This is a genomic window from Planctomicrobium stercoris, from assembly GCF_051465655.1.
In the GTDB taxonomy this organism is placed as follows: domain Bacteria; phylum Planctomycetota; class Planctomycetia; order Planctomycetales; family Planctomycetaceae; genus Planctomicrobium.
Map to the genome: position 1 here is coordinate 5040890 of NZ_CP195791.1, position 14629 is coordinate 5055518.

The 14629-nt window shown below is 58.5% G+C and carries 10 protein-coding genes and 1 tRNA gene; 5 read left to right on the plus strand and 6 right to left on the minus strand.

Features of this window, described 5'->3' with window-relative positions; translation table 11 throughout:
- Positions 1–78: 78 nt before the first annotated feature.
- A tRNA-Lys gene (locus SH661x_RS20335) sits at positions 79–151 on the plus strand.
- A gap of 348 nt (positions 152–499) precedes the next feature.
- On the opposite strand, the gene greA is transcribed toward SH661x_RS20335, so the two are convergent.
- Positions 500–985: a transcription elongation factor GreA gene (gene greA / locus SH661x_RS20340; protein WP_437225440.1), complete on the minus strand. Its 486-nt coding sequence runs from the start codon at positions 983–985 to the stop codon at positions 500–502.
- 368 nt (positions 986–1353) lie between these two features.
- On the opposite strand from greA, the gene SH661x_RS20345 reads away from it, so the two are divergent.
- A complete protein-coding gene (locus SH661x_RS20345; RefSeq protein ID WP_437225442.1) occupies positions 1354–1842 on the plus strand; it encodes a hypothetical protein in 489 nt (162 codons plus the stop codon).
- Between the two features lie 129 nt (positions 1843–1971).
- Here SH661x_RS20345 and SH661x_RS20350 read toward each other — a convergent pair whose 3' ends face one another.
- The gene (locus tag SH661x_RS20350) at positions 1972–3027 is read right to left on the minus strand and encodes a ParB/RepB/Spo0J family partition protein (protein WP_437225444.1); all 1056 of its coding nucleotides are present in this window, start codon (positions 3025–3027) and stop codon (positions 1972–1974) included.
- A 283-nt stretch (positions 3028–3310) separates the two neighbouring features.
- A complete protein-coding gene (locus SH661x_RS20355; RefSeq protein ID WP_437225447.1) occupies positions 3311–5338 on the minus strand; it encodes an ArnT family glycosyltransferase in 2028 nt (675 codons plus the stop codon).
- A gap of 442 nt (positions 5339–5780) precedes the next feature.
- Here SH661x_RS20355 and SH661x_RS20360 point away from each other — a divergent pair, with 442 nt between their 5' ends.
- The 3 genes from SH661x_RS20360 to SH661x_RS20370 all read left to right on the plus strand — a co-directional run bounded on the left by SH661x_RS20360 (position 5781) and on the right by SH661x_RS20370 (position 9703).
- The gene (locus SH661x_RS20360; RefSeq protein ID WP_437225450.1) at positions 5781–6338 is read left to right on the plus strand and encodes a 3'-5' exonuclease; all 558 of its coding nucleotides are present in this window, start codon (positions 5781–5783) and stop codon (positions 6336–6338) included.
- A 114-nt stretch (positions 6339–6452) separates the two neighbouring features.
- Complete coding sequence (locus SH661x_RS20365; RefSeq protein WP_437225453.1) at positions 6453–7811, plus strand: replication-associated recombination protein A; 1359 nt, start codon at positions 6453–6455, stop codon at positions 7809–7811.
- Between the two features lie 749 nt (positions 7812–8560).
- A complete protein-coding gene (locus SH661x_RS20370) occupies positions 8561–9703 on the plus strand; it encodes a Gfo/Idh/MocA family protein (RefSeq protein WP_437225456.1) in 1143 nt (380 codons plus the stop codon).
- 195 nt (positions 9704–9898) lie between these two features.
- Here the strand turns inward: SH661x_RS20370 and kdsA are convergent, their stop codons facing one another.
- From kdsA to SH661x_RS20385, 3 genes are all read right to left on the minus strand, one after another.
- On the minus strand, positions 9899–10744 hold the full coding sequence (gene kdsA / locus SH661x_RS20375; RefSeq protein WP_437225458.1) for a 3-deoxy-8-phosphooctulonate synthase: 846 nt from the start codon (positions 10742–10744) through the stop codon (positions 9899–9901).
- A 106-nt stretch (positions 10745–10850) separates the two neighbouring features.
- Positions 10851–12569 (minus strand): DNA polymerase/3'-5' exonuclease PolX, encoded by a 1719-nt coding sequence (gene polX, locus SH661x_RS20380; RefSeq protein ID WP_437225461.1) that lies wholly within the window; start codon positions 12567–12569, stop codon positions 10851–10853.
- 170 nt (positions 12570–12739) lie between these two features.
- On the minus strand, positions 12740–14398 hold the full coding sequence (locus SH661x_RS20385) for a hypothetical protein (protein WP_437225464.1): 1659 nt from the start codon (positions 14396–14398) through the stop codon (positions 12740–12742).
- Positions 14399–14629 lie beyond the last annotated feature (231 nt).

The following is a 14629-nucleotide window of genomic DNA, read 5'->3' on the forward strand; positions in this document are numbered from 1 at the left end:
TCCGCGAATGGTTGCGAAGAAATTTTGGATAACTATGATCGCCCGTCCGGCCAGCGGAGCAATTCTGCCCGGCCACCCGGAGGCGTAGCTCAGTCGGTAGAGCAACGGACTTTTAATCCGTTGGTCCAGGGTTCGAGTCCCTGCGCCTCCACTTGGTCAGGTGATGTCTTTTATCTCAGAGCAACCCGGTTCCGGGCGAGACGATTGACGAACTGACTGTACCTGAAATTCAGAAAGAGCCACCGAACACGTTCAGTGGCTCTTTCTGTTTGAGCGTCGCGAAGAGGGCGAATTCTGGCAGCCCACCCGACGGCTGATTCCTCTGATCCGATCGACTCTTGATTCCCGGGAGAAGAGATCGTTCGGCGCTGGGATGACAAACAGAAGGCCCGGCACTTTGTGGTACCGGGCCTGAATGGTGACTGAATTTGTTAGTGGGCGTGGGATGGGGCCGCTCTCTGCGATCCCGGATGCTCCTAACGCTTCACCTTCAACGCCGTCAATCCCCGTGGTCGACGATCTTGACGATCTCGACGTTCATGCTGCCGCGGGGGAGAGTGATTTCGACTTTCTCCCCTTCCTTCTTCCCCATCAGGCCGACGGCGATCGGGCTGGTGGTGAGGATCTTCATCACCGGGCCGTCGTAGTTCTCTTCGCCCGGGCCGACGAACTCGTAGGTCTCTTCTTCATCGAGGTCAAGGTCCTTGATGGTCACCGTGGAACCGAAGGTGACCTGACCTTTGGGCATGTCCGCCTTGTCGACGACATAACAGCTCGCGAGTTTGGCGTTGAGCTGGTAGATCTTTGCCTGGACACGCCCCTGTTCTTCACGCTGGCCGTGGTATTCCGCGTTCTCTTTCAGATCCCCTTCCGCACGAGCGTCGGCGATATTCTGAGCGATCTGCGGCATCACCACTTCATCCAGATGCTTAATTTCGGCACGAATTTTTTCGTAGCCTTCACGTGTAATCGGTTGTCGCTCCATGGCACTCACCCGTCTCAAACGCAATCGCGATCAAAAATGAAACCACGAGCGGCAGCTCGTGGCGTGAAATGGTCTGGTTCAGTTGAAAAATGACACGGGGCACAACTGATGTCGCGTCCCGTGTCTTGAGATGTGTTACCTCATTTCGGGATCAATGTCCATGGGAATCCGTATTCGCGACGGTTCCCGCTCGGAAACCTCACCCTTTCCGAAGTGGAAACAAATCGGTCTCAGCGGAGTTCGGATCAATTGCGTCTTCTACGAATATTTTTCCCGCTGCCATGCGTTCGTTACAGTGTCAGGCGCGTTCCCTGTCGCATGTTCATCATGCAGCGGGCCCATTCGGTGAATCAACCTGGAGAACGAAGATGACCAACAAAGATGCCGGGCAGAGCGACCAGCCCACTCCTGCGGAGTACTCCCGCTTCGAGCTCGACCGCGTCAACGCGGAACCTGTTGGACCGGTCAATACGCCAGCAGCCATTCAGGTGACCGCGAACACCTACACCTGGCGTTGGAATCCCTGGGAAATCAGCCCCATTCTTTTTACAAATCTCGTGGTGACCTTTCATCGCAATGGGGACTGGGAGACCTCCTGTACGATTCGGAATCAGTCCCGTCACAGCAACTGGGACGTCGAGTTTACAATCGGGGTGAGAAATAGCATCAGCGGCGGCGTCGCGTTCTACGTTCCCCCGGACCCGCCGGGACTCGCGTGGTTCCAGGATCTGGATCACGGAGAGGAATGGAACAAGTCCGGACGGGGCAATAATCACTATATCACCGGGTACTGGGACATCATTGCTGCCGGAACATTTTTCCCCTTCGGATCTGGATCGATTCGGCGAGACAATTGACGTCGGTTGACGCTTGCTGAACGGAGGATGACTCCCTCCCGCAATCGAGCTTTACCAGCAACCCATAAAAGAACGATCCCCCGGTTAAGTGGGGGATCGTTTCATTTTCTATCTCGCAGCAAGTGCATTTCACGCTGCGTTGCGTCGGAGCGTCCCCAGGATTCGTTCGAACTCCTGATTGTTCGCGAACTGTACGACGATCTGGCCGCTCTCTTTCGAGTTCAGTTTGATCTCGACTGGAACCCCCAGCAGGTCTCGCAGCTGCGACTCGAGCGAGGCCACATGATGCGTCCGGTTGGGATCTTCCTGGTGCATCGGCAGCGTTTCGGCATGCTGGTTCGAAGCTTCTTCGATGTGCTGTGCCTGTTGATGTTCTTCCCCGTGCTGCTGCGGATGTCGGCTCTCTGCTTCAGAAACTGGAGCTTGCTGCTGGACGTCAGTGGGCTGCTCGGTTGAAGCAGCGGTTGCAGCTTCAACTTCAGGTTCACGTCCCAGCATCTTCTTGACGGTCGCTTCCGTTTGGCGAACGGAAAGCTGTTCTGCCTGAATGCGACTTGAAAGTTCCAGCTGCTGAGCCTGCGGCAACGGAAGAATGGCGCGGGCATGACCAGCACTCAGGCGCCCGCTGTTGAGAGCGTTCTTGACCGGGTCTGGCAGATCGAGCAGTCGCAGCATGTTGCTGACGGTCGACCGCTTCATGCTGAGCTGCTTGCTGAGTTCTTCGATCGAGCACTGGAACTGCGCGATGTAGTCCCGGAACGCTTCGGCCTTCTCCAGATCGTTCAGGTCCTTCCGCTTCAGGTTCTCTTCCAGAGCGAATTCGCAGGCGGTCTTGTCGACGACATCGACGACCCGGCAGGGGATCGACGTGACTCCCGCTTTCTGGGCCGCCTGCCAGCGACGTTCGCCGGCGATGATCTGATATCCGTTGTCGACAGACCGGACCAGCAGCGGCTGCAGAATGCCGTGTTCCTTGATGCTCGAAGCAAGTTCCCCGATCGCTTCGGGGTCGAACTGCTTGCGAGGCTGAAACGGGTTACGGGTCAGTTCGCTGGTGGAGATGTTCCGGAGTTCGGATTGGATCTCCTGCTGCGACTCCTCGTAGGCAGGGGCCCCCCCTCCGAGAAGTGCGGAAAGCCCGCGGCCAAGGCGTCGTTGTGAGGAGGTGGTGGCTGCTTCGCTCATGGGGGTCTGTCTCCGTACAGACAAATTGACAATCAAATCCGTTGATCTGTTTCTCGCCGGGCGGCAACTCCACCCACCCGACACGTCTATTCTCGACCAACACCCCGCCCGGACTGCAGACCGGTCGGCACTCTCGGGAAATGATTTCGCCTCTGCCGCCAAATTCCTGTTAACGGGGAAGGCGGCGGAGTTAAGTTAAATTGGGTGGAATGGACAATAAGTCCAAAATTCATCCCGCATTCCAGCCAAGTGCCAACAGGCCGGAAAGGCCTGCCCACAGCGGTCATTGCCGGACCGACCAGAGCCCGATCGGTTCACTCTCGGGCAGCTGAATGTGGTCCGCGCCCCCACTGAATAAGTGGTCCGCATAGCGGACCCTACCGCACTCAGCGGGAGACTTGTCGTCCAGTAAGACGAGATCGCTCGGGTGGTACGAATACCCGGTGGCACCGTTTTCTATCGATCCATAATGCACTTGATTCGCCCGGTCTTTTGAAGCCTGAAGCTGCGCTGCTTCGTCTTTCGAATGGGGGCCGGTCACCAGGTAGGCAGGGACTCGAGGGTCGATCTTCCCAGAGGTGAGCATCCCCAGGTCGGACGCCGGCTGGGTGATGAACTTGAGTTTCTCGTTCTCCAATGCAGCCAGATGATAGTACAGTCCAGGCTCGGCGAGGACGTAGATCACGCAGTCCATTTCCGGGACCTTCGATGGAGCTCGCCCCTGCAGATCGCTCTGGATGCCAGCCACGATTTCATCAGCTGCAATTCGCAGCCCGTTCCGATCCTCCCATTGGACTCCCTTCGGGGAAAGGATCCAGGCAGCAACTCCCAGCGGAAGCAGAACGGCCACCAGAACATCGACGAGCTTTCGTTTCGAGGTTGGTCGACCGGCTGATGCAGCGACATCTCCTGAATCGTTTTCAGAATCAGCAGCAAGTTCCCGCAGCACGGCAGCGGCCAGGGCCAGTCCGATTCCGGCCGCCATCGACAGGCTGATCAGCCAGGGGAGAATGAGCCGGGGATAGGGGCGATAGAGCGGAGTCGTCAGCCCGAGCCCAATGATCCACGCCAGCAACAGCCATCCTCCTAGTGGGAGAACAGGCCACCTTTGACCCGGACATTTTCTGCTGTAGCAACACAACGGGATCAGGAGTCCGCCAGCCAGCAGGGCGGGAATCAGGCCCGCACCGGCGATCACGAGAACCGCCGGAAGGGAGATCGCCAGTGTCAGCAGCGGGGATCCTCTTCCTGATTTCCGCGTCGGCCGTGGGGCCAGTTGGCCCGCCCGGGGTGAGAGCCACCACGCGATCTGAGTGGCGAGAACGACCCCGAACAGAGTGGCGCCGCGCGAGTAGTACCGGTCGACTTCGAGGTGTCTGAGCAGTGAACTTCCCCAGCCGGACCACCCAACAAGATACCCGCGATGATTGGCTGCGACAGCAGCGTACCCGCCGGTGGGCTGCAGCTCCGACAGATAGGGCAACCAGCAGATGACCGCCACAGCGACGATTCCACCGTATTGAAGTGACTGCCGGATCCCCACGGGGAGTGAGCGGGGCGAAGTTGCTTTCACCTTCTTTTTTCGACCCGCAGTGGGACCTGGACGGGGGGAGGAGAACTTCAACGAGGCTCGACCCTCGCGGGTCAACAGCAGCCAGCCCGCCAGTCCGGAGCCGAGAATCGCCAACGGCAGCCAGCCGTTGTACTTCGTCCACCAGGCCAGTCCGGTCAGCAGACCGCCCGCCAGCACCCACCCCCAGCTGGCGGTTCGATAGGCTCTGGCTCCCGCTCCAACCGCCAGCGTCATCCACAGGCAGACGGGAGTATCGGTCAGCGCAGCCCGGCTGTACTGGATGAACATGTCGCTGAAGGCAACGATGGCAGCAGCCGCCAGCCCCGCTGTCTCTGAGAATTGGTTGAGCAGGTTCATCGGGAGACTCACGTCTCCCGCTCGCCGATTCTCAATACTCTGGACTCTCTGCTCTGGACGCTCGACTCGCACCAACTCTTTCGTGGTCCAGAACACCGCTGCCACGAGGGCTGTGCCAAGCACCACGTTCACCCACATCACCGCGTGCGGATTCGCCCCGCTGAGGATCAGAACCCATTCGAGGATCGCCGGCCAGAGCGGGGGAGCGTAGAACTGCCGGTCCGGGTATTTGAAGTCCAGGTGATCCGAGAACAGGTTGGAGGCGTACACCCCTTCGTCGAAGTGCTCGATCCCCATATTCCCCGGCGACCACGCCCGCAGCGTGAAGGCGGCAGCCAGCAGAAATCCCAGAGCGATCGACGTGGGGCGAAATGAGGACATGGATGTAGTGTCGAGAGTCGAAAGCGGAGAGTCCAGAGTGGTGAGTGCCAAGAGTTGAGTGTTGAGTGTTGAGTGTTGAGGGGCGGGCTGTGGAGGCTGAATGGGGTCGGCCCCCAATCCCCAATCCCCAATCCCCAATCCCCAATCCCCAATCCCCAATCCCCAATCCCCAATCCCCTCTCCCCTCTCCCCTTATCAACTCCCCGTTCCACGTGAAACGGGGGGAAGTCTTCCTCTTCAGCAGATCGTTCCGCCCGTGACGCGGAGGCGACGTATGGGACCTGAAGGAAATGAACTGCCATTGGCGACTGGCTGGGGTGTGAGCATCGTTTCACGTGGAACGATGAGTTGAGAGTTGAGTGTTGAGCGACTAGCGTGGCAGGGGCGGCTCCCGATTGCTCGTCATCCACACACCACCTCGCCCTCGACACTCAGCCTCCCCATGCCCGAGATTTACGTCAGCACCGATGTCGAAACCGACGGCCCCATCCCCGGACCGCACTCCATGCTCAGCCTGGGATCGGCAGCCTACCTCGCGGACAAAACGCTCGTCTCGACGTTCAGTGCGAATCTCGAGACCCTGCCCGGCGCCAGCGGACACCCGGACACGATGGCCTGGTGGGAACGAAACTCGCGTGCCTGGAGCAAGTGCCGCCGCGATCCCCAGCCCCCAGCTGAGGTCATGCTCCGCTACGTCGAATGGCTGAAGTCCCTCCCGGGAACCTGCGTCTTTGTCGCGTACCCGGCTGGCTTCGACTTCACGTTCGTCTACTGGTACCTGATGCGGTTTGCCGGAGAGAGTCCGTTTTCGTTTTCCGCCCTCGATGTCAAGACCATGGCAATGTGCCTGATGAACTCCGGCTACCGGGACGCCACGAAGCGGAACATGCCCCGACACTGGTTCGACCGGCTCCCGCACACCCACGACGCTCTGGACGACGCCATCGAGCAGGGAGCCATGTTCTGCAACATGCTGGCGGAGCTGAGAGCGAAGAGTTGAGTGTTGAGTGTCCAGAGTCCAGAGTCCAGAGTCCAGAGTCCAGAGCAAGCGGGCTCTCTGCTCTGGACTCTTCGCTCTTCGCTCTCGACAATCGATGAGAAACGGAGCGAGAGAATGGCGGGGTTGTTCGACAAGCAGGAACGGGCACATGCGGAATCGGCCCGGCCGTTGGCTGCCAGGATGCGGCCCCGGAGGCTGGATGAATTCGCCGGGCAGCAGCACTTCCTCGGCCCCGGGAAGCTGCTCCGAAGAATGCTGCAGGCGGACCGGGTCGGATCCATGATCTTCTTTGGCCCCCCGGGAACCGGAAAGACCTCGCTGGGTGAAGTCATCGCCCGACATACGAAGTCACACTTCGTCGTCCTGAACGCAGCGTCTGCGGGGGTGAAGGAACTGCGGGCCGCTCTCGACGACGCCCGTTCCCGGCTCCAGCGGGGGGGCGAACGGACCATCCTCTTCGTCGATGAGCTGCATCACTTCAACCGGACGCAGCAGGATGTCCTCCTCCCCGATGTGGAAGCGGGAGTCGTGAGCCTGATCGCAGCCACGACCGCGAACCCCTTCTTCTCGCTGGCAGGCGCGTTGATCAGCCGCAGCCAGGTCTTCGAATTTCAGTCCCTCACCCAGTCAGACATCCTGACCCTGCTCAAAAGAGCCCTCACCGACAAGGAACGCGGACTCGGCCAGTCCCCGGACGCTGCGACGGAGGAAGCTCTAAACTTCCTCGCTGAGGTGTGTGACGGCGACGCCCGGCGGGCGCTGACAGCACTTGAGATCGGGGTGAAGTCGCTCGAGGAGGGGACAGAGGGGAGAGGTCAGGGGGGAGTTAGAAGCGGAGCCTTCGACTTGCAGGTGGCGCAGGAGTCCATTCAGAAGAAGGCGGTCCTCTACGATGCGAAGGAGGATCAGCACTACGATGTGACCAGTGCGTTCATCAAAAGCATGCGGGGGAGTGATCCGGATGCAGCCATCTACTGGCTGGCTCGGATGCTGGTGGCTGGGGAAGATCCGCGGTTCATCGCCCGCCGGATTGTGATACTCGCGTCAGAAGACGTCGGCAACGCCGACCCGCAGGGGCTCGTTCTGGCGAATGCCGCTGCGGAAGCGACCGAACGGGTCGGCATGCCGGAGTGCCGGATCATTCTGGCTCAGGCGGTCACGTATCTGGCTTGCGCTCCGAAATCCAACGCTGCTTACATGGCGATCAATCAGGCGATGGACGACGTCCAGCAGCAGCGGGTTATCCCGGTCCCGGTACACCTGAAGGACGGCCACTACGCTGGGGCCAAGAGACTTGGCCACGGAGAAGGATACCAGTACGCCCACAACAGCGAAGGGGGCTGGGTCGACCAGGATTACCTGGGGGTCGAGAAGCACTACTACGAACCGACTGACCGAGGCTACGAGCAACGCATCAAGCAGCGATTGGAAGAACTGCGAGCGAGGAAGTCGCCGGTAGAGGAGGAACTATGAGATTGATGGTGGTATTGAGCGTTTTGCTCTTTTTCAACTTTGGTTGCGAACGAACTGCCCCACCAGATCAGAAGGTGCTTGTTGAAGTCCTTGATGACCTCCCCAGCACAATCGATCCCACTCGCCTTAAACCTGGGGTTCGGGAACTCTATGAACGAATGCTTGCTCATTCGGTGTCGCAGAATGAGTTCTGGGAATTGCAACCTGTCTTGGTGATGGCTGATAAATTCGAACTCATTGGAACCAAGAGTCTCTGTTACACATTTTATCTTGGAGACGCTTTGACGGCACCTCCTGAAAACGATGGATTGGCCCACATGCCCTGTATGATGATTCGTGTGAACACTGAACATCACACCGTGACCCGGTGCTGGATCATGGATTTCCGATTCTGACCAATAGCAGGAGGAGCTACGGGCGTGGAAGAAGCCGGTGATTGATCAGGAGTGCCCCGCTTTCGCTGATGTTTGATGCAAAGATCTCGCGCAGAGTCGCTGAGAGAATAGGGGAAATCTGGATCGATCAACCCGGTCATCACAGGCTCCCGTCGCGATTGAAACTCCTTATTCTCCTCCTTTTCCTCCGCGTCTCTGCGACTCTGCGCGAGACCGATTCCTTTTCATCAGTCCGGTCGCGGCGGATTTTTTATACGCTCCCTCGTCTCTGCGTGGTGAAATTCCCGTCGTTCGTGATACATTTTCGTTCCCGGAAATCACCACGCAACGACATCGAGAGAGAGGAGACCTGTTATGAGCAAGCCGCTCAACATCGGCATGATCGGTTACGGCTTCATGGGCCGCACGCACACCAACGGCTACAAGCGGGTTCCAGACTTTTTCCCGGAGCTGAAGTACCGACCGGTCCTCAAGGCCGCCTGTGCTCGGAACAAGGAGAAGATTCAGGAGTTCGCCGACCAGTGGGGCTACGAATCGATCGAGACCGACTGGAAGGCCCTGATCGCCCGCGACGACATCGATGCTGTCGATATCTGCACACCCAACAATCTCCACAAGGAGATTGCGATTGCTGCCGCCAAGGCAGGCAAGATGATTCTCTGCGAAAAGCCTTTGGCGATGAACACCGCTGAAGGGGAAGAGATGTGCCAGGCTGTCGAAGCAGCCAAGGTTCCTAATACCGTCTGGTACAACTACCGCCGGATCCCCGCTGTCACGTTCGCCAAGCAGATCGTCGATTCGGGTCGGCTCGGGCGGATCTTCCACTACCGCGCCAACTTCCTGCAGGACTGGACGATCAACGCGGATCTCCCTCAGGGGGGCAACGCCCTGTGGCGTCTGGACGCCGCAGCAGCCGGCTCCGGAGTGACCGGCGACCTGCTGGCTCACTGCATCGACACCGCTATCTGGCTCAATGGCAAAGTGACCGACGTTTCCGCCATGACCGAAACGTTCATCAAGGAGCGAGTTCATCAGGCGACCGGCCAGAAGCAGAAAGTGACCATCGATGATGCCTGTGCGTTCATCTGTCACTTCGAAAATGGTTCGCTCGGACTGTTCGAATCAACCCGGTACGCGCGCGGTCACAAGGCACTGTACACCTTCGAAATCAACGGGGAGAACATGTCGCTGCGCTGGGACCTGCACGACCTGCATCGCCTGGAAATGTTCGAATACAAGGAAGAAGGAGCCTTCCGCGCCTGGAAAAGCATCCACGTCACCGACAACGGCGGCGATCATCCTTACATGGACAAGTGGTGGGTCCCCGGCCTGCAGATCGGTTACGAGCACTCGTTCGTGCATCAGGTGGCAGACTTCCTGAAGAGCCTTGAAGAAGGCAAGCCGTGCGGACCCACGTTCCGGGACGCACTGGAAACTCAGAAAGTCTGCGACGCGGTTCTCAACAGCGCGAAAGACCGCGCGTGGAAGACCGTGTAACAAAGTGTGTCTGACATTGACAGAGTTGAATCTGAACCACGGAATGCACGGAAGACACGGAAAAGTCACAGTCCAGATTGTGGAGTGACCGGACTGATTTTGTGATTAGTGAGAATTGCAGAAATCAGTTTTTGATTTTCCGTGATCTCCGTGCATTCCGTGGTTAAAAATTCTCTTTCAATACAAAATCAAGTCTCACTGATTGACGTTGAACTCGTTCACCAGTTCCCGGACGCGTGTGAGCTGTTCGAAGACTTTCTCGAGATCGTCCAGTCGGACCTGATTCGGGCCGTCGGACTTTGCCTTGTTGGGATCGGGATGAGTCTCCATGAAGACGGCGTCCGCTCCCGCTGCCACGGCAGCCCGTGCGATGAACGGCACCATGGCGCGATTTCCCCCGGTCGTGCTTCCGCCGGGACGCTGCACGCTGTGCGTGGCGTCAATACAGACCGGGCATCCCATTCCCTGCATGGTCGGGATGGCGGTCAAGTCGTTGATGAGTCGGCCGTAGCCGAACATCGTTCCCCGGTCCGTGAGCAGGACGTTGTTCGCTCCCGCTTCCCGGCACTTGTTGACCACATGGATGATGTCTTCCGGAGCGATGAACTGCGGCTTCTTGACGTTCACGATTCCACCGTTGTCCCGAGCCGCCTCTGCGATGGCGTTGACCAGATCGGTCTGACGGGCCAGAAACGCTGGCACCTGCAGGATGCGACAGACTTTCGCAGCCGGGCCAGCCTGCTCCGGAGTATGAATATCGGTGGTAACGGGCAGACCCGTCTCCTCTCGCACCCGCGCCAGAATCTCCAGTCCCCGTTCCAGACCCGGTCCCCGGAAGCTGCTGTAGCTGGTCCGATTGGCCTTGTCGAAACTGGACTTGAATACGATCTGCCAGCCTCGCCGCGACGCCAGATCCGCAATCCGCAGCGACGTCTCGCGGATCAGCTCCTCCGACTCGATGACACATGGCCCCGCGATAAAGAGCAGGGGACGGCCATTTCCGCAATGAAATTGATCAACTTGCAACTGGTTTGCAGACATTGCAAAGCAACTCCTGAAATTTCCCGACGATCCTTCTAGAGCAGGAGCCTAGCAGAATCAGGGCTTCGGCCGGAATACCGAGCGGCGAACGGCGGGCACCTACGGGTCAGGCGGTCCGCAGCATCTTTTTGAACTTCTTGAATGGCTGGGCGTTGGCGACATCCTTGACCGTCAGGCCGGCACGGCGGGCCTGCGAGACCCCGTATTCCATGACGTCCATTCCGCCGGTCGAATGGGCGTCTGTGTTGATCACGATCGGAATTCCCTGGTCGCGGGCTGCCGCAGCGTGAACGTCGCTGAGGTCAAGTCGATGCGGGTTCGCGTTGATCTCCATCATGACGCCATGATCGGCAGCCGCCTTGAAGAGTTCAGGGTAGTTAATTTCTGCCCCCGCACGTCGGCTCACCATCCGCCCGCTGGGGTGACCGATGGCACAGACGTACGGATTGCGAACGGCGTTGAGCAGCCGCTTCATGATCTGTTCGCCCGGCTGCTTGAGTCCGTAATGAAGAACCGCCAGGACCCAGTCCGCTTCAGCCAGAACGTCGTCCGGCAGGTCGAGCTGGGCATCTTCGAGGATGTCACACTCGATTCCGAGCAGCACTTCGATATCCGAATACTCTTCACGGATCTCGGCAATCTCCCGCCAGTGGGCGCGAAGCCGCTCAGGGTTGAGTCCTCGGGCCATCGAGACCCGCTGCGAGTGATCGGTGATGGCAATGTACTCACGGCCTCGTTCGCGGGCCGCTTCAATCATCTCCCGAATGCTGGCGGTGCCGTCGGAGGCGGTGGTATGCATGTGGAGGTCACCGCGAATGTCGTCCAGCGTCAGCAGCGTGGGCAGGGTCCCCGATTCCGCCTGTTGAATCTCCCCGCGATTCTCGCGCAGCTCGGGCGGAATCCATGACAGGCCGACAGCTTCGTAGATGTCCTCTTCCGTTCTTCCCGCGACCAGTTGTTCATCCCGATATAAGCCGTATTCGTTCAGCTTGTAGCCACGTTCGATCGCGCGGCGACGGATCTCAATGTTGTGTTCCTTGGAGCCGGTGAAATACATCAGGGCTGCGCCGAAGGACTCTTCGGGGATGACTCGCAGGTCCAGTTCCAGGCCGTCGACAAGTTTGACTCGCTGTTTTGTCGGGCCGCGTGAGAGTTCACTGGCCACCAGCGGATGCTTTTTGAGTCGATCCATCACAGCCGTGGAGTCAGCTGCGATCGCCAGAATGTCGAGATCGCCGCATGTCTCTTTCCAGCGACGACAACTGCCGGCGATGCTGTACTGGGTCACAACCTCGAGGGTTGAGAGATCCTGAACGACATTTTCCGCAGCCAGTCTGGCATCCGAGATGAGTGTGCGTCGACCGACTGTTTCCAGCTCCAGCAAGCCGGCAATGATGGCCTGTTCGGACTTCTTGCCGAAGCCTTTGAGGGCAGCAATCTTTCCGGCACTCGCAGCAGCATGCAGATCTTCAATGGAGCGAATCTGCAACTCGCGGTGCAGGACGGCGGCCTTTTTGGGCCCCAGTCCCGGCAGGTGCATGATCTGTAGCAGGGCTGGTGGAAACTCTTGTCGGAGTTCCAGCAGCAGGGGGAAGCTGCCCGTTTCAACCAGCTGCCGGATCTTCGTGGCAATGTCCTGCCCGATCCCCGAAAGCTGAGTGAGTGCCGACGGATTTTCCCGGGCGATCCTGGCGAGCGACTCCGACTGGTCTTCGACTGTGTGTGCTGCATTGCGATAGGCCCGGATCCGGAAGCTGTTGGCCCCCTGCAGTTCGAGCAGCTGGGCAATCTCTTCCAGCGCGGCAGCAATCTCGGCGTTCGTCATGGAATCGTTCTGGACTGGTTTCCGGAGAGGGGGAGTTCAGCAATCCACTTTCCGCCATCTCGGCCCGGAAGGCAACCATTCCCCGTCCATGACGTGTGTGAATGAAAACGGGGAGCCGACCAGTCTGGCAGGCTCCCCGTGGAGGAAGTTCTCAATTCGTGTCGATCGACTTACGGCTGCTGTGGCTGCAGCTTGGACTTGTCGACAGGTTGGAATCTCTTCGAAGTCTGCCCGGTTGAGATGCGCGACGACCCCAGTTCTTCGTTGGTCGAGGCGCTTCGTGCTCCGGATTTCAGATTGAACTTCTGGTTGGCAGAAGTGTTGTACAGGCGATGCTGCTGCTCGTATCCCATGTAATTCAGGAAGTCGTTGAAGGTGATGACCTTAATCCCCTTCCGCAATGCTTCCTTGGTGAGCACGGCGTACTCGTCCAGAATCTTGCGAACCTGTTCCTGCTTGGCTTCGTCAGTGCCCGGGAAATCAGCGGGGTCTTCGATTTTGCCGATCACCAGGAACTTGGATTTCACAGAGAGTCCGGCCCCTTCGGGAACACGGTTTCCAAGATCGTCGATCTCCAGTTCGATTCCGGAGTTCGCGTTTTCCAGCGTGTTGTGCAGGAGTTCGCGGTCGCTCTTGCCATCGCCGTCCATGTCGACAATCCCGACGAACGAGAAGTACTCCTTGGCATTCTTCGTCCAGACTGGCGAGTAGATCGGGTCATCCGCCTGAATGGGACGGCTGATGTCATCTTTCAGAATGCGTGCTTCTGAGAGGTGCGGACCTCGCACTTTGGTCACTTCAATCTTCGCCTTGATGTCAGCATTGCCGCGGCCGAACCCTTCATGGCTGCGGGTGTAGACAGCGAATGTCACCTGGGGGCGAATTCCGTCATCAGAGCCCAGATTGATCCAGACAGAGCGGGTGGTGTTGTCGACGCGGACAATCGCTCCATCAGCCTTGTCGAAGCTCAGGTCTTCCAGTTCGTTCAGCTTCTGTCGCAGGAACGCAACGATGTTTTCAAGGTCATGAATCTCGCTGTCCTTGGACTTGCGAACCTGATCCAGTTCATCCCGGAGAGATTCTTTCTCCCGCTGCTCCCTGCGGAATTCATCTCGCCATTTGGCTGTTTCGGCATCCTTCTGAGCCAGCTGTTCCGTGCGGGTCGCCACCAGACTCTTCAGCTGATCTTCCGAGCCCGCCTGAGAGTCCGCCAGTTCCTTCACGCGATTCTTGTGGCTGGCGATTTCCTGGGCGAGTTCTGCCTGGACAGCGACCAGTTGTGTCTGCCGTTCCTGCACGTTCTGCAGGGCAGCATTCAGGGCGGATCGCAGGCTCTGCAAGGTGGCAGCGACGGTCGGAGAAGCGGCGTTCGGCTGGACCTGTTCCTTCCCGTAGAGAGCCAGATCCCGGTTCAGCGAACCGACGACTGTGTTGGGGGTGTTGTCGGCTTCAGCTCCGATCTGATCGAAATCGACGTAGCCGAGTTTCTTCTTCAGGAGAGTGATGTCATCCTGGGACTGACGATCCCTTTGGTCAGCACTGGCAGCGGTCGTGCGGGCAGTCTCGGCAGCCACCTTTAACTTCTGATTCTCTGACGCAGTCATGTAACAGACCAGCCCGAGAACGATCGTGGTCATCACCGAGAAGGCGAGTGCGAAGTGGACGGCGGTTGGCTTGGACGAAGCTGCCATCAGGTTCCCCTTGAAGTCGTCCCGCAGGACGGCTTGATGGATATGGATACTGGACTCGCGGCCGCCATCCGTGCCGAATCGCGAAATGGATTTCTGTCTGAAATGATCGACACAATTGCAGCGAGGAATCTGCCACACTGAACTTGTGCCGATTCTTCAGGCTGCAAATCGAGAAGACCTGCATCCTGTCTTAGTCATTCTCGATCCAGGCCTGGTGAAACTTCAACTCAGATTGCCGAACCAGAAAAGCCGTCACATTTGCAGATGTGAAACCAATCCGCATTTTCAGCAATGAAGAGACGTGAGAACGACAAAGGATCCCATTAAGAATACGAAGATGACGACCAGCGTCAAGAACGACTTCCACAA

What these genes read in the sequence shown, in the direction of transcription:
- greA (WP_437225440.1), bottom strand. Translation starts at nt 985, where the DNA reads ATGGAGCGACAACCGATTACACGTGAAGGCTACGAAAAAATTCGTGCC.
- SH661x_RS20345 (WP_437225442.1), top strand. Translation starts at nt 1,354, where the DNA reads ATGACCAACAAAGATGCCGGGCAGAGCGACCAGCCCACTCCTGCGGAG.
- SH661x_RS20350 (WP_437225444.1), bottom strand. Translation starts at nt 3,027, where the DNA reads ATGAGCGAAGCAGCCACCACCTCCTCACAACGACGCCTTGGCCGCGGG.
- SH661x_RS20355 (WP_437225447.1), bottom strand. Translation starts at nt 5,338, where the DNA reads ATGTCCTCATTTCGCCCCACGTCGATCGCTCTGGGATTTCTGCTGGCT.
- SH661x_RS20360 (WP_437225450.1), top strand. Translation starts at nt 5,781, where the DNA reads ATGCCCGAGATTTACGTCAGCACCGATGTCGAAACCGACGGCCCCATC.
- SH661x_RS20365 (WP_437225453.1), top strand. Translation starts at nt 6,453, where the DNA reads ATGGCGGGGTTGTTCGACAAGCAGGAACGGGCACATGCGGAATCGGCC.
- SH661x_RS20370 (WP_437225456.1), top strand. Translation starts at nt 8,561, where the DNA reads ATGAGCAAGCCGCTCAACATCGGCATGATCGGTTACGGCTTCATGGGC.
- kdsA (WP_437225458.1), bottom strand. Translation starts at nt 10,744, where the DNA reads ATGTCTGCAAACCAGTTGCAAGTTGATCAATTTCATTGCGGAAATGGC.
- polX (WP_437225461.1), bottom strand. Translation starts at nt 12,569, where the DNA reads ATGACGAACGCCGAGATTGCTGCCGCGCTGGAAGAGATTGCCCAGCTG.